This is a genomic window from Pseudarthrobacter sp. GQ63 (assembly GCF_059758765.1).
In genome coordinates this window covers 1-15475 of record NZ_JCAXEF010000012.1, presented here as the reverse complement: position 1 = coordinate 15475, position 15475 = coordinate 1, and the positions used below count along the sequence as shown (strand labels likewise).

The 15475-nt window shown below is 65.4% G+C and carries 8 protein-coding genes; 6 read left to right on the top strand and 2 right to left on the bottom strand.

Annotated features, from left to right (window positions below):
* Positions 1-15 precede the first annotated feature (15 nt).
* The 3 genes from glgX to AC6CHP_RS16695 are packed head-to-tail and all read left to right on the top strand — an operon-like array spanning position 16 to position 3005.
* Positions 16-2127 carry a glycogen debranching protein GlgX gene (gene glgX, locus AC6CHP_RS16705; RefSeq protein WP_188732362.1) on the top strand — a complete coding sequence of 704 codons (2112 nt, stop codon included), beginning with the start codon at positions 16-18 and terminating at the stop codon, positions 2125-2127.
* A gap of 18 nt (positions 2128-2145) precedes the next feature.
* Positions 2146-2640 carry a guanyl-specific ribonuclease gene (locus tag AC6CHP_RS16700; protein WP_498231119.1) on the top strand — a complete coding sequence of 165 codons (495 nt, stop codon included), beginning with the start codon at positions 2146-2148 and terminating at the stop codon, positions 2638-2640.
* 8 nt (positions 2641-2648) lie between these two features.
* Positions 2649-3005 carry a barstar family protein gene (locus AC6CHP_RS16695; RefSeq protein WP_104189097.1) on the top strand — a complete coding sequence of 119 codons (357 nt, stop codon included), beginning with the start codon at positions 2649-2651 and terminating at the stop codon, positions 3003-3005.
* Between the two features lie 15 nt (positions 3006-3020).
* Here the strand turns inward: AC6CHP_RS16695 and AC6CHP_RS16690 are convergent, their stop codons facing one another.
* Both AC6CHP_RS16690 and glgP read right to left on the bottom strand, forming a co-directional pair.
* Complete coding sequence (locus AC6CHP_RS16690; protein WP_498231117.1) at positions 3021-4805, bottom strand: thiamine pyrophosphate-requiring protein; 1785 nt, start codon at positions 4803-4805, stop codon at positions 3021-3023.
* A gap of 48 nt (positions 4806-4853) precedes the next feature.
* Complete coding sequence (gene glgP, locus AC6CHP_RS16685) at positions 4854-7472, bottom strand: alpha-glucan family phosphorylase (protein WP_181038194.1); 2619 nt, start codon at positions 7470-7472, stop codon at positions 4854-4856.
* A gap of 192 nt (positions 7473-7664) precedes the next feature.
* Here glgP and AC6CHP_RS16680 point away from each other — a divergent pair, with 192 nt between their 5' ends.
* Genes AC6CHP_RS16680 through AC6CHP_RS16670 form a run of 3 tightly spaced genes read left to right on the top strand, consistent with a single transcriptional unit; the run spans position 7665 to position 15197 of the window.
* The gene (locus tag AC6CHP_RS16680) at positions 7665-9707 is read left to right on the top strand and encodes an alpha-1,4-glucan--maltose-1-phosphate maltosyltransferase (RefSeq protein ID WP_498231205.1); all 2043 of its coding nucleotides are present in this window, start codon (positions 7665-7667) and stop codon (positions 9705-9707) included.
* Positions 9704-11500 carry a maltose alpha-D-glucosyltransferase gene (treS, locus tag AC6CHP_RS16675; protein WP_104189103.1) on the top strand — a complete coding sequence of 599 codons (1797 nt, stop codon included), beginning with the start codon at positions 9704-9706 and terminating at the stop codon, positions 11498-11500. Before AC6CHP_RS16680 ends, treS begins: the two co-directional genes overlap by 4 nt.
* Position 11501: 1 nt before the next feature.
* A complete protein-coding gene (locus AC6CHP_RS16670) occupies positions 11502-15197 on the top strand; it encodes a 1,4-alpha-glucan branching enzyme (protein WP_498231114.1) in 3696 nt (1231 codons plus the stop codon).
* The last annotated feature ends 278 nt before the right edge of the window (positions 15198-15475 follow it).

The following is a 15475-nucleotide window of genomic DNA, read 5'->3' as shown; positions in this document are numbered from 1 at the left end:
GCTAATATTTAGGTGATGGTCATGCCGCTCTTCGACACTGCTTCCACCATGGACGCCTCCACGGCCGTTCCGCTCGGTGTGAGTGTTCCGCGCGCCGATTCGGGAGGCTCACGCCACCGGGCAGGCGGGCGTGCCAACGTGGCCTGCTACGCGCCGGGTGTCTCCAGCCTGGAAATCGCATACATCGCACCTGGCGGGGAGTGGAAACTCCAGTCGCTGCCCAACGTCACCCATGGCGTCCACCACGGGATCGTTGAGGACCTGCCGTACGGATCCCGCTATGGGTTCCGTGCGGCGTCCAGCGAGCAGTCCCTGCCCTTTGCCGTGCCCACCGCGGACGTTGATGACGACGGCGGCCAGCCGCTGCTGCTTGATCCGTACGGCAGGGCCGTGGACCAGCGCGATGGCTTCCTGACCAGCGTGCGCATGGCGGGGGACTTTGACTGGGGAACTGACGAACGCCTCCGGTTGCCGTGGCGCAACACGATCATCTACGAAGCGCACGTCCGCGGACAAAGCATGCTCCACCCCGATGTTCCGGAGGAGCTCCGCGGCACCTACGCCGGCATGGCCCACCCTGCCATCATCGAACACCTCACCAGCCTGGGCATCACATCGGTGCAGCTGCTGCCCGTGCACTTCCACATGGATGAACCCCACCTGCAGGACCTGGGACTCACCAACTACTGGGGCTACAACACGGCGGCTTTCTTCGCCCTGCATCCCGGCTACGCCACCCGCGCAGCCCAGGAAGCCGGCCCCCAGGCCGTCCAGGACGAGTTCAAGGGCATGGTCAAACTCCTCCATGCCGCAGGGCTGGAAGTCATCCTCGACGTCGTCTACAACCACACGGCGGAGGGCGGCCCCGACGGCCAGACCATCAGTTTCCGCGGGCTGGGGGAGCAGGCGTACTACCGGACGGACGGACACGGAAAATACGTGGACACCACGGGCTGCGGAAACAGCCTGAACTTTGGTGAACCCCGCGTGGTCCAGATGGTGCTGGACTCCCTTCGCTACTGGGTGGACGAGTTCCACATCGACGGCTTCCGTTTCGACCTTGCCGTCACGCTGTGCCGGAATGCAGCCAACGACTTCGACCCCCGGCACCCATTCCTCGTTGCCATTGCCGCGGACCCTGTCCTTTCGGACGTCAAACTGATTGCAGAGCCCTGGGATGTGGGCTATGGCGGCTGGCAGACCGGGCGGTTCCCGGGCGGCTGGGTTGACTGGAACGATCACTTCCGTGACGCGCTGCGGTCATTCTGGCTGGCGGACCGGGCTGCCCTGGAAGCCGGGGGCCACGGCGGGTCCCTGTCCAAACTCGCGGACGGGCTGTCCGGTTCCGCTGCCCTGTTCCAGGCCTCCGGCCGTTCCCGCCTGGCATCGGTCAACTTCATCACCTCCCACGACGGCTTCACGCTCAATGACCTCGTCTCGTTCGACCGCAAGCACAATGAGGACAACGGCGAGGAGAACAGGGACGGGCACGGAGACAACCGCAGCTACAACCATGGTGTCGAAGGCCCCACGGAGGACGGCGTCATCCTGGCCAGGAGGGCCCAGTCCCGCCGCAACCTCATGGCATCGCTGCTCATCTCCCTGGGCGTGCCCATGATCACCGCCGGCGATGAGCTGGCGCGGACCCAGCAGGGAAACAACAACGCCTACTGCCAGGACAACCCCATCGCCTGGCTGGACTGGACCCGGACGCCGGAATCACACGAAATGCTCCGCAGCACCAAGCGGTACATCCGCCTGCGCAAGGAGTTCCTGGCCGCGCAGCCCCACGACTTCCCCGTCCGGGACGAGCAGTCGTACCTCCACTGGTTCGACCAGGACGGCCATCCCATGTCCATGGAACGCTGGAACGATCCCCATCACCGCGTGGTGCAGCTCCTGCTCGGATCCGACAACGGCGCCCTCGCCGGCCTGATGGTGGTGAACGGCAGTAACACCGACGTCCAGATCTCCTTGCCCCGGGTCACCGCAAAAGGCACCCACCCTCAGATGTTCGAGCTCCGCCTGACCACCTCGCCGCTCCACGAGCTGCGCCAGGGCGGCCGGGTTGCGTCAGGGGAGAAGGACCTCGTCGAGGCCCATTCCATCAGTATCTACCGCACCTAGGCCCCGGGGACCACGAGAATGCGCAATCGCTCCATCCTGCCCTTGCTGCTGACCGGCATGGTGGTACTGGCGCTGCTTGCTTTCGGCGGCACCGGATTCCTGGACCAGCTGACGGAAGGCGCGACGCCGGAGGCCACCTCCAGTTCCGTGCCTGCGCCGAGTGCAGCTTCCGGAGAGCCGGCGCCACAAACCCCGGCTCCGCCCATGGCCGCGCCGGAGAATCCTTCCGGGCTGCCGGAGATTCGGGATTCTGCGCTTCCGGCCGAGGGCCGCAGGGTGCTTAACCTGATTCGTGCCGGCGGACCGTACCGCTACGGCCAGGACGACCAGACGTTCGGCAACTTTGAACGCCTCCTGCCGCGGCAGGACAGGGGCTACTACCGTGAGTACACCGTGCCAACGCCTGGCGAGTCGGACAGGGGAGCACGCCGCATCGTGGCCGGGGCCGGCGGCGACAAGTACTACACCGACGACCACTACGAGTCGTTCAAGTTCATTGTGGAAGGCAGCTGAGCAGAACCATGAAGATCTACTCCGGAGACACCTGGACCCTGGAGGAACTGCAGGAACAGGTGGCCGACGCCGGCCGCCGCAGCCTGGTGGTCCCCGCTGCGGACAGCAGGAAAGCGGTCTTGGAGGCCTTCGGCGAGGTCCTGGACTTCCCGGAACACTACGGGGTAAACCTCGATGCGCTGAACGATTCGCTGCACGACTTTGCTGACAGCATCACGGACAACGGCAATCCTCCCGTTACCGTGCTGTGGCTGGTGGCCGCTCCCTTCCGCAGCGACAGGTCCTTCGGGATCATGTGCGAAATCCTCCAGGACGCTGAACGCTACGCAGGCAAAGACCTGGCCGTTACCGCCGTCCTGCTCTAGCCAGCCTTCCGGGCCCTACCCGCCGCGCTCTTCATGCGAGACGTAGGTGCTAAGCAGTTCCGTTGCCCGGCCGCCGTCGTCCTCTGCCGCCAGGCCTTTGCGCATGTTTTCCGCCTTCTCCCTGCCGGCGGGGAACGGCGGCAGGAGCGGGACCTCGGGGTCCGTGAGTACTTCAATAACCACGGGGAGGTCTGCCGCGAAGGCCTGGTCCCAGGCGTCCCCGATCAGCTCCGGATCCTCCACCCGGATGCCTTTAAGGCCCAGTAGGTCGGCGTAGCCGGCAAACGGGAAGTCAGGAAGCTCCTGGCTTGCTGCGAAGCGTGGTTCGCCCTCCGACTCCCGCTGCTCCCACGTCACCTCCGTGAGTTCCCGGTTGTTGAACACACAGACCACGAACCGGGGATCCGTCCACTGCCGCCACCGGTGGGCCACCGTCACCAGTTCGGCGATGCCCGCCATCTGCATGGCGCCGTCGCCGGCCAGGGCCACGACCGGACGGTCGGGGTGGGCGAGTTTTGCCGCAATGCCGTAGGGGAGGGAGCACCCCATGCTGGCCAGCGTCCCGGACAGATGGGCCGGGACACCCGGCGGGAGCACCAGCTGCCGGGCATACCAGTAAACGCAACTGCCGACGTCGACACTCAACAAGGCGTCACCGGGCAGACGTCCGTTCAGCTCGCGGACCACCCGTTCAGGATTCACCGGCACGGCCGGCACGGCCGCCCGTTCCTCAGTCAAGGCCCGCCAGCGGGTAACTTCCTGCTCAACGTCCGTTTGCCACTGCCCGCGGGGACGCGGGCGCAGCCGCGACATCAGGGCCTGGAGCGCCAGCGCCGCATCACCCGCCAGGCCAACCTCAACCGGGTACCGGTTGCCGATTTTCCGCTCGTCAATGTCGACCTGGACGGCGCGCGCTGCCCCGGGCGGCGGATAAAACTCCGTCCATGGATCGTTGGAGCCAACAATGAGCAGCGCATCGCAGTTGCCGAGCAGGTACGCGCTGGCGGTGGTCCCCAGGTGTCCCATGGTGCCCGCGGCGAAGGCAAGGGTCTCGTCCACATAGGGCTTGCCCAGCAGGCTGGTGGCAATTCCGGCGCCCAGCATTTCCGCGATTGCCACAACCTCGTCCACAGCGTGCCGGGCTCCCTGGCCCACCAGCAGCGCAACGCGCTGCGAGGAGTTCAGCAGTGCTGCCGCCACCTCCAGGTCCTTGTCCCGGGGAGTCTTGGCAGACGTGCTCCACGACGGTGCGGTGACCACAATGCCGTGCTCCTGGTCCAGTTCCGGCGCCGGGGCGGACTGGATGTCATGCGGAACAATGACCACGCACGGCGAGGAGGTCGCCTTGGCGGTGCGGAACGCCCGGTCCAGGACCATCGGCAGCTGTTCCGGAACGTTGACCTGCTGGACGAACTGTGAAGCCACGTCCTTGAACAGGGACATGAGATCGATTTCCTGCATGTAGGCCGAGCCCAGCACCGTGCGGCTCTGCTGCCCGACGATAGCCACTACCGGAACGCCGTCGAGCTTGGCGTCGTAGAGCCCGTTCAGCAGGTGCACGGCACCAGGCCCCTGGGTGGAGGTGACCACCCCCACCCCGCCGGTGTACTTGGCGTGGCCCACTGCCATGAAGGCAGCGGTTTCCTCATGCCTCGCCTGCACGAACTCAACGCGTCCTTCGGCCCTCCGCAGGGCCCCCATGAAACCGTTGATCCCGTCGCCGCTGTAGCCGAAAACCCGGGTGACCCCCCAAGTTCCGAGGCGTTCCACAATGACATCGGCCACCGTGCGTTCGGTCATGAGGTCCTCCCGGGTGGTCAGGCACTGGGCGTAGGCGCTTGCTGTTGTCTAGGCGTTGACGATCAGTCCCAGTTCGGCTTTGGAGGCGAGGGCGTCGTGCCGCGGCAGGACCCGGACGGTGTAGCCGAACGGTCCCGAGCGGTCGATCACCAGGGAACCGCTGAACAGGTGGCGCCCGCTGCCCAGGTCCTCCTGCATTTTCAGCTCCATGACCGTGATGTCCGTCAGGCTGTCGCTCTCCTCGGCCCGGCCGTAGGCTACTTCGACGGAGACGTCCTCCGGGGTGAGGTTGTGCAGGGCCACATAGGCGTTGACCTGGAGGATGTCCCCGATCTGGGGATCCTCGGACACACCAACAGAGTCCACGTGCTCCACGTGTACCAGCGGCCAGGCCAAACGCACCTTCGCCGTCCAGGCCGCCAGGGTGCGGGCCTGCGAGTAGGAATTGGCGGAGGCGCTCCGCCCCGCCTCCGCCGCCGGGCGGTAGAGGATGTTCACGTAGTCGCGCAGCATGCGTTCCGCGGAAACTGCCGGTCCAAGGTGCGAGAGGGTGTGCTTGATCATGGAGACCCAGTGCGTCGGCACCTTCTCTGCCTCCGACGTCGAGGGACCCGCAGCACCCGCGCCCGCGGACACCGTGCTGCCATAGAAACGCGGGGCAACCTGCGTTTCCAGCAGTTCGTACAGCGCGGCGGCCTCGATGTCGTCCCGTTCCTCCGGGGACGCACCGTTGTTGGCGGTGGGAATCGCCCAGCCGTTCTCGCCGTCGTACATTTCATCCCACCAGCCGTCCAGGACGGACAGGTTAAGCGAGCCGTTGAGCGCGGCCTTCATGCCGGAGGTGCCGCATGCTTCCAGGGGCCGCAGCGGGTTGTTGAGCCAGACGTCACAGCCAGGGAACAGTGTGCGGGCCATGGCGATGTCGTAGTTGGGCAGGAACGCGATCCTGTGCCGGACAGCAGGATCGTCCGTGAAGCGGACCAGGTCCTGGATCATCTTCTTTCCGGCGTCGTCGGCGGGGTGGGACTTGCCCGCGATGACCAGCTGGATGGGATGTTCCTTGTGCAGCAGGAGCGCCTTGAGCCGTTCCGGTTCGCGCAGCATCAGGGTGAGTCGTTTGTAGGTGGGCACGCGCCGGGCAAAGCCGATGGTCAGGATGTCAGGGTCCAGGACCTTGTCCGTCCAGCCCAGCTCGGCATCTGCCGCGCCGCGCTTCTTCCAGGCAGCGCGGAGGCGGAGGCGGACATCGTCAACCAGCGCTGACCGCATCTCACGCCGGAGCGCCCACACGTCCGCGTCGCTGACGTTATAGGCGAGATCCCAGCGGCCGTTGGCTTCGGCCTCGCTGCCGAACTGGTCCCGGGCCAGCTTGGAGATGCGGCTGTCCACCCAGGTGGGCACGTGCACCCCGTTCGTCACCGACGTGATGGGCACCTCGGAGTGGTCGAAGCCCGGCCACAGTGCGGAGAACATGCCGCGGGAAACCTCCCCGTGCAGCTTGGCCACGCCGTTGGCGCGCTGGGCCAGACGAAGGCCCATCACGGCCATGTTGAAGACCGAGGGGTTGCCCTCAGCGTAGTTCTCACGCCCCAATTCAAGGATGCGGTCCACCGGCACGTCCGGTGCCAGGCCGGCCTGGAAGAAGTGGTGGATCTGGGCGATCTCGAACCTGTCGATGCCTGCGGGAACCGGCGTGTGCGTGGTGAACACAGTGGAAGCCCGCCCGGCGGCAAGGGCTTCATCAAACGTCAGCGCCTGCTCCCCGGCCATGAGTTCCTGGATGCGTTCGATGCCCAGGAAGCCGGCGTGCCCCTCATTGGTGTGGAACACTTCCGGAGCGGCAGTGCCGGTGAGCTGCTGGAAGGCGCGCAGCGCCTTGACCCCGCCCATGCCGAGCAGCAGCTCCTGCTGCAGCCGGTGGTCGCCGCCGCCGCCGTAAAGGCGGTCGGTGATGCTGCGGGCGGCGTCGTCATTCCCGGGGACGTTGGAGTCCAGGAGCAGCAGGGGAACGCGTCCGACGTCGGCGCGCCAGATGTGTGCCAGCAGGCGCCTGCCGTTGGGCAGGGGGAGTGCAATCTGCAGGGGACGGCCAATGCCGTCCGCGGAAGGCTCCCGCAGCAGTGTGAGCGGCAGGCCGTCCGGGTCCAGGACCGGGTAGGTCTCCTGCTGCCACGCGTCCCGGGACAGCGACTGCTTGAAGTAGCCCGCCTGGTACAGCAGGCCCACACCGATCAGCGGCACGCCCAGGTCCGAGGCTGCCTTAAGGTGGTCGCCGGCCAGGATCCCCAGTCCGCCGGAGTACTGCGGCAGCACCTCGGTGATGCCAAACTCCGGGGAGAAGTACGCGATCGACGCAGGCGCATCGGGACCCAGGCCCTGGTACCAGCGCGGTTCCTCAAGATAGCGGTCCAGGTCCTGCTCGGCTGCCCTTACCCGCTCCACGACCGCGCGGTCAGCAGCGAGCTGCTGGAATTCCTCGCGGCTCACCATCCCCAGGAAGCCCACCGGATCCTGGCCGCTTTCCTTCCAGAGGCGGGGGTTCAAACCCTCGAAAAGTTCCCGCGTGGGGCGGTGCCAGGACCAGCGCAGGTTGCTTGCCAGACGGGCCAGCGGACGGATCGGCTCGGGGAGGACTGTACGGACGGTAAATCTGCGGATTGCCTTCACCTGCGTCACACTAACCGACAACATGCGCGGCCGGAACCAGCTTCGGGTCTCTTTTGGGTAAATGACAGATGGCGCGGAGGAAATGACGACTGACGCGCCGAATTTAGTGCGCAGCCTTAGCATTCCTGCCCATTTCTCGCTAACGTCGAGCTTGTGACGACTACATCAGGAACCAGTGCCGCATCAATGGAAATGTCGAAGGGCCCCATCACTGACGGGCTGCGGTTCGGACGATTTCCGATCACCGCCGTGCAGCCGGTCGTGGAGGATGGCAAGTTCCCTGCCAAAGCCCTGCCGGGCGAAGGAATCGTGGTGGGAGCCACCGCCTTCCGCGAGGGACACGACCAGCTGGGCGTCAGCGCCGTGCTCTTTGACCCCGAAGGCAACGAACGCCAGCGGGTCAGGCTCGCACCGCCGCGCGGGGAACGCGGCATGGGGACGGACCGCTGGGAAGGCGTGCTCACGCCGTCGGACGCCGGTGACTGGTCCTTTGCGATCGAAGCCTGGCACGACCGCTACGGCACCTGGCACCACAATGCCGAGGTGAAGGTGGACGCCGGGATCGACGTGGAGCTCATGCTAGCCGAAGGGTCGGCGCTGCTGGCCGAGGCATCCGGCGACGACTCCCGGAACGAAGCGGACCGGGAAGCCCTGGGCCGGGCTGCAGGCACGCTTGCTGATGCGTCGCTGACAACCGAGGAACGCATGGGCGCCGGGTTCAGCGCGGAGGTGGCGGACATCGTTGCCCGCCAGCCAATCCGGGAACTGGTGACCGTGTCCCGGCGGTTCCCCCTGCTGGTTGAGCGTGACCTCGCCGGGCGCGGTGCCTGGTACGAGTTCTTTCCCCGATCCGAAGGCGCCGTCAAGGACCACACCACGGGCGCCTGGACCTCCGGCAACTTCCGCACCGCTGCCCAGCGGCTTGATGCTGTGGCGGCCATGGGCTTTGACGTCATCTACATGCCGCCCATCCATCCGATCGGCGTGCAGCACCGCAAGGGTCCCAACAACACGCTGATCGCAGGGCCGAACGATCCCGGGTCACCCTGGGCCATCGGGGCAGCGGAAGGCGGCCACGACGCCATCCACCCCGACCTTGGCACGTTCGATGACTTCGATGCCTTCGTGGCGCGGGCCAACGGGCTGGGCCTGGAGGTGGCCCTGGACCTTGCGCTCCAGGCCGCCCCGGACCACCCCTGGGTGCAGTCCCACCCCGAGTGGTTCACCACCCGCGTGGACGGCTCTATCGCCTACGCGGAAAATCCCCCGAAGAAGTACCAGGACATTTATCCGCTGAATTTCGACAATGATCCTGAGGGCCTCTCAAATGAAATTCTGCGGATTGTGCTGCTGTGGGTAAGCCACGGCGTAAAGATTTTCCGGGTGGATAACCCGCATACCAAGCCGGTGTGGTTCTGGGAATGGTTAATTGCGCAGGTCAACAAAGAGGTTCCCGGGGTGGTTTTCCTGGCCGAGGCCTTCACGCGGCCTGCCATGATGCACGCACTCGGCCGGGCAGGGTTCCAGCAGTCCTACACCTACTTCACCTGGCGCAACACCAAGAAGGAAATCGAGGCGTACTTTACGGAAGTAAGCCACGAGTCCCCGGCGTTCTTCCGTCCCAACTTCTTCGTCAACACCCCGGACATCCTTACGGAATACCTGCAGTTCGGCGGGCCTGCGGCGTTCAAGATCAGGGCCGCGCTGGCGGCAACGGCCAGCCCGTTGTGGGGCGTCTACGCCGGCTACGAACTCTACGAGCACGTGGCCCGGCCCGGTGCAGAGGAGTACATCGACAACGAAAAGTTCGAGTACAAGGCACGTGACTGGGACGCTGCCGCCCACTCTGGCCGGACCCTTGCCCCGTACATCACCAGGCTTAACGAGGTCCGGCACGCCCACCCGGCGCTGCAGGACCTGCAGAACCTGACGGTCCACCACAGCACCGACGACGCCACGGTGGTCTATTCCAAGCACAAGACCCTTCCGGACGGGTCCAAGGACACCCTCATCATTGTGGTGAACGTTGATCCGCATGGAACCAGGGAAAGCACCGTCTCGCTTGACCTGGCCGCGCTGGAACTCGATCCCCAGGACCTGACCCACAATGGAGGCTTCCACGTTGATGACCTCGTATCCGGGGAGAGCTGGGAATGGGGCGAGTACAACTACGTCCGCCTTGATCCGCATGTCGAGCCCGCACACATCCTGCGCGTGAGGAGAATGCATCAGTGAATTTCAACCCGCAGGGTTCCGGCCAGCATTTCACCCCAAAGAGCACGTTTGAGTTAAATGCCCCGGGCCTGCAGCATGATCCGCTGTGGTACCGGAAGGCGGTGTTCTACGAGGTACTTGTGAGGGCCTTCGCGGATGCGAACGGCGACGGTTCCGGTGACTTCTCCGGACTCATCGACAGGCTTGACTACCTCCAGTGGCTGGGTGTGGACTGCCTGTGGCTGCCGCCGTTTTTCCAGTCGCCACTGCGCGACGGCGGCTACGACATCTCGGACTACAACTCGGTCCTAGATGAGTTCGGCACCATCAGCGACTTCAAACGCCTGGTGGCGGAGGCCCATGCGAGGGGTGTGCGGGTGATCATCGACCTGCCCCTCAACCACACCTCGGACCAGCACCCCTGGTTCCAGGAATCGCGAAAGGACCCGGACGGCCCCTACGGCGACTTCTACGTCTGGAGCGATACCGACGAGAAGTACCAGGACGCGCGCATCATCTTCGTGGACACCGAGGAATCCAACTGGACCTTCGACCCCATCCGCCGCCAGTTCTTCTGGCACCGGTTCTTCAGCCACCAGCCGGACCTGAACTTCGAGAACCCCAAGGTCATTGAGGCTCTGTTCGATGTTGTCCGGTTCTGGCTCGACCAGGGCATCGATGGTTTCCGTGCCGACGCCATTCCATACCTGTTTGAGGAGGAAGGGACCAACTGCGAGAACCTTCCGGCCACGCACGAGTTCCTCCGCAAGCTCCGCACCATGGTGGACGAAAGCTACCCCGGCCGGGTCATCATTGCCGAGGCCAACCAGCCGCCGAACGAAGTGGTGGAGTACTTCGGGACGGAGGAAGAGCCCGAATGCCACATGGCCTTCCACTTTCCGATCATGCCGCGCCTGTACTACGCGCTGCGGGACCAGAAGGCCGCCCCCATTATCGAAACCATGCACGACACTCCGGAAATCCCGGACGGGGCACAGTGGGGCACCTTCCTGCGGAACCATGACGAGCTCACGCTGGAAATGGTCACGGCAGATGAACGCGCCGCCATGCTGGGCTGGTACGCCCCGGACCCGCGCATGCGGGCCAACATCGGAATCCGGCGCAGGCTCGCGCCCCTGCTGGACAACTCCCGCGCCGAAATCGAACTGATCAACGCGCTCCTGCTCTCGCTGCCGGGCAGCCCGTTCCTCTACTACGGGGACGAGATCGGGATGGGGGACAACATCTGGCTTGAAGACCGCGACGCCGTGCGCACGCCCATGCAGTGGAACCCGGACCGGAACGCCGGCTTCTCCAACGCGGATCCGGGCAAGCTCTACCTGCCTCCCATCCAGTCCCTGGTGTACAACTACGCCATGGCCAACGTGGAGGCAGAGGCCGCCCATTCAGGGTCACTGCTGCGCTGGACGAGGCAGATCCTGAGTGTCCGCAAGAACCACCCCGCGTTCGGCCTGGGTGCCTTCAAACACGTTGAGGCGGACCATGACGCCGTGCTGGCCTACCTCCGCGAGCTGCCCAAGGACAATTCGGCCGGCGTCGACGGGGAGGCCATCCTGTGTGCGTTCAACCTCTCCCAGCATCCGGTGGCGGCCCAGTTGCGGGTCCCGCAGTTCGCCGGGCGCGGGTTGCGCGACGTCTTCGGCGGCCAGCCGTTCCCCGGCATCAGCGAGGACGGAACCCTCACCCTGACGCTCGGCAGCCACGACTTCTTCTGGCTGCGGATCCGTTCAGCAGCTTCCAACCCATCGTCTCCGTACACGCAGGCGATGCCGATTCTGTCGATCGAGAACTGATATGAACCAGCCCATACTTACCCCCGCCCTTACCGCCCTGCTCCAGGAATGGCTGCCACGGCAGCGCTGGTTCCCGGTCAAGACGCCCGACTTCGAGATGTCCCAGGCCGGCAGCCTCGGGCTGGAAGATCCGTCCGGCCACGCCGGGCTGGCAGTGTTCCTCCTTCGCGTCACCACACAAACGCCCGACGGCGGCACCCGGACCGCCGTTGTCCAGGTTCCCTTGAGCTTCCGGCACGCGCCGGCAGCCGGGATGGAGCGGGCGCTGGTTGGCCAGGCCGCCGGGATGGACCCGTCCAGGACCTGGGTCTACGACGCCGTCCACGACCCCGACTTCGTGGGCAGCTGGCTGGAACTCATCCGGCAGGAGGGGAAGGCCCCCAACGGCATTGCAGCAGGCTTCCGCGTCCCCGGGGAGCTCAGGCTCCCTACTGCCCGCGGAGTTGTGAAGGTGCTGTCCGGTGAGCAGTCCAACAGTTCAGTCATTGTGGACGACGGCGACTCCGCGGCGATCGTGAAATTCTTCCGCGTGCTTTCGGAGGGGACGAATCCCGAAGTTGAGGTGGGTGCCGCCCTCACGGCTGCTGGCACGTCTGAAGTTCCAGCCACCCTTGGCTGGGTGCGCGGCGAGTGGCTCGGCCAGGGCCTGCCCGCGTCCACCACGGCCAAGGGGCCCCGGTACGTCCAGGGCGAGCTGGCGGTAGCGCACGAGTTCCTGGCCGGCGGCCGCGATGCATGGCGCCTTGCTGTTGATGCCGCCCGCTCGGGCACCGACTTCACGGCAGAAGCGCATGCCCTGGGTGCCGCCACGGCCACTGTGCACCAGCGTCTGGCCCAGGCGCTGGGGCACTCCGCCGAGCCGCAACCTGGACAGGTCATTGCGCCCGCAGTAGCCCAGCGGGTCCGCCAGGCGTGGGCAGAAGCCGGTGCCGCCGTCGGACCTTACGACGACGCGTTGAACGCGCTCCTGGACCGCCTTGACCATGCGCCCGCAGGCGCGCTGCAGCGTATCCATGGGGACCTCCACCTGGGCCAGATACTCCAGGTTCCCGGGCATTCGGGAAGCCCTGCCCGGTGGGCCATCCTCGATTTCGAGGGTGAACCGCTGCGGCCCGTCGCCGAGCGGAACGTCCCGGATGTTCCCCTGCGGGACGTCGTCGGCATGCTGCGATCCTTCGACTACGCGGCCGGCGCGGCCCAGCGCGAACAGGAGGGCGCGCAGGTGCCGGCAGGCTGGGTTGACGACTGTGCGGAGGCCTTCCTGGCCGGGTACGCGGGGGTCACTCCCGGAACGGTGGACAGGGAGTCGCCGCTCTTTGTGGCATTGTGGCTGGACAAGGCACTGTACGAAGTAGTTTATGAAATGCGTAACAGGCCCGACTGGCTGGCGATCCCCGTGAACGCCTCCAGGCGGCTCCTGGGCAGCAATGGCGCCGGCGGCAACGCCGGGGCAGCATCGGAAGGTAACGAAATGACAGGCTCAGCACAAACTGACCGGCCGGGGGTGCCGCTGAAGGTCGACGAAGGCACCCTTGGCAGGATCGCCAACGGTGAACACCACGCCCCCCACTCTGTGTTGGGCGCGCACCTTGACGATTACGGCCACGTCACTATCCGTACGGTGAAGCACCTCGCGGAAGCAATCTCCGTCCTCACGCCGGCAGGCGAGGTCCCGATGGAGCATGAGGCACACGGCGTGTGGGTTGCCGTCCTCGAGCCGCTGCAGCAGGGACACGTTCCCGACTACAGGCTCTCCGTCACGTACCCGGGCGCGGATCCGGTTACCGTGGACGATCCCTACCGCTACCTGCCCACGGTGGGCGAAGTGGACCTGCACCTCATCGGTGAGGGCCGCCACGAAAAACTGTGGGAAGTCCTGGGCGCCCACGTCCAGCATTACAAGTCCGCGATGGGGGATGTGGACGGTGTCTCCTTCGCAGTCTGGGCGCCCAACGCACAGGCTGTCCGGGTCAAGGGCGATTTCAACGCCTGGGACGGCCGGGAGAACTCCCTTCGCTCACTGGGCTCCTCGGGAGTGTGGGAAATCTTCGTTCCGGGTGTTGTAGCAGGGGCGTGCTACAAGTTCGAAATCCGGACCAAGGCCGGCCACTGGGTGGAAAAGGCCGACCCCCTGGCCTTCGGAACCGAGGTGCCGCCCTTGACTGCGTCGAGGGTGGTGGAGCCTTCCTACGCCTTCAAGGACCAGGAGTGGATGGAGGCCCGCGCCCAGCGGGACCCGCACAATTCGGCAATGAGCGTCTACGAGGTTCACCTCGGTTCCTGGCGCCTGGGCCTTGGATACCGGGAACTGGCCAAGGAACTCGTGGAGTACGTCAAGTGGCTCGGGTTTACCCACGTGGAGTTCATGCCCGTGGCCGAGCACCCGTTCGGCGGGTCGTGGGGCTACCAGGTCACCTCCTACTTTGCGCCCACTTCACGCTTCGGCCACCCCGACGAGTTCCGCTACCTGGTGGACACCCTGCACCAGGCGGGCATCGGCGTGCTGCTGGACTGGGTTCCTGCCCACTTCCCCAAGGACGCCTGGGCGCTTGCCCAGTTCGACGGCGAGCCCCTGTACGAGCACGCGGATCCCAACCTGGGCGAGCACCCGGACTGGGGAACGCTGATCTTCGACTTCGGACGCACTGAGGTCCGGAACTTCCTGGTGGCCAACGCCCTGTACTGGCTGGACGAGTTCCACATTGACGGCCTGCGCGTGGACGCTGTGGCTTCCATGTTGTACCTGGACTACTCCAGGGAAGAGGGGCAGTGGCAGCCCAACCGCTTCGGCGGCCGGGAAAACCTCGAGGCCATCTCCTTCCTGCAGGAAGTCAACGCCACGGTGTACAAGACCCACCCCGGCGCTGTCATGATCGCCGAGGAGTCCACGGCGTTCCCCGGTGTTACCGCGCCGACCAGCCACGGCGGGCTGGGGTTCGGCCTGAAGTGGAACATGGGCTGGATGCACGACTCCCTCAAGTACGCCTCCGAGGAGCCGATCAACCGCAAGTGGCACCACGGAACAGTCACCTTCTCGTTGGTCTACGCCTTCACGGAAAACTTCCTGCTGCCCATCAGCCACGACGAGGTAGTTCACGGCAAGGGCTCCATGTTGCGCAAGATGCCGGGCGACCGTTGGCAGCAGCTTGCCAACCTGCGTGCCTTCTTTGCATACCAGTGGGCGCACCCGGGCAAGCAGCTCATCTTCATGGGCACGGAATTCGGCCAGGAAGCGGAGTGGTCCGAACAGCACGGGCTTGACTGGTGGCTCGCCGACATCCCGGCACACAAGGGACTGCAGCTTCTGACCAAGGACCTCAACGAGCTGTATGCATCCACCCCTGCGCTCTATACCCGCGATAACGAGCCGGGCGGCTTCCAGTGGATCAACGGAGGAGACGCCGACCGGAACGTCCTCTCCTTCATCCGCTGGGACAAGGAGAACAACCCGCTGGTCTGCGCCATTAACTTCTCGGGAGCACCCCACGTTGGCTACACCCTTGGTGTACCTGAAGCCGGGGCCTGGACGGAAGTGCTGAATACAGACGCAACAACCTATGGCGGATCCGGTGTCCTCAACTCCGGGGAGCTGAAGGCTACGGACCAGGGGCAGGACGGACAGCCGGCAACACTCAGCGTCACGTTGCCTCCGCTGGGCGCCGCCTACTTCAAGCCCGGAGCTTCCGCCGCAAGTTAGCCCTTGCTCGTGGGAAGGCCCGGAATCCGCGTGATTCCGGGCTTTTTCATGCCCTGTTGGCGGGGTGAAGGGGAGGGCTCGCTGCCCGGTTGGCCTTCTGGAAAAAGTGGTGGTAGAGTTTATTTCCGCGCTGCTCCACGGAGTCAGACGGAAAAACCGACACTCAAGCCTCTGGCTAAAGAGTCGCGGACGCCGGTTTGACAAGTGAGAAGGCAGCCGGTAAGTTTGTGAAGTTGCTCCGGAGCGATCCACGGTGTTTTTGTGCTGGTGGTGCCGGG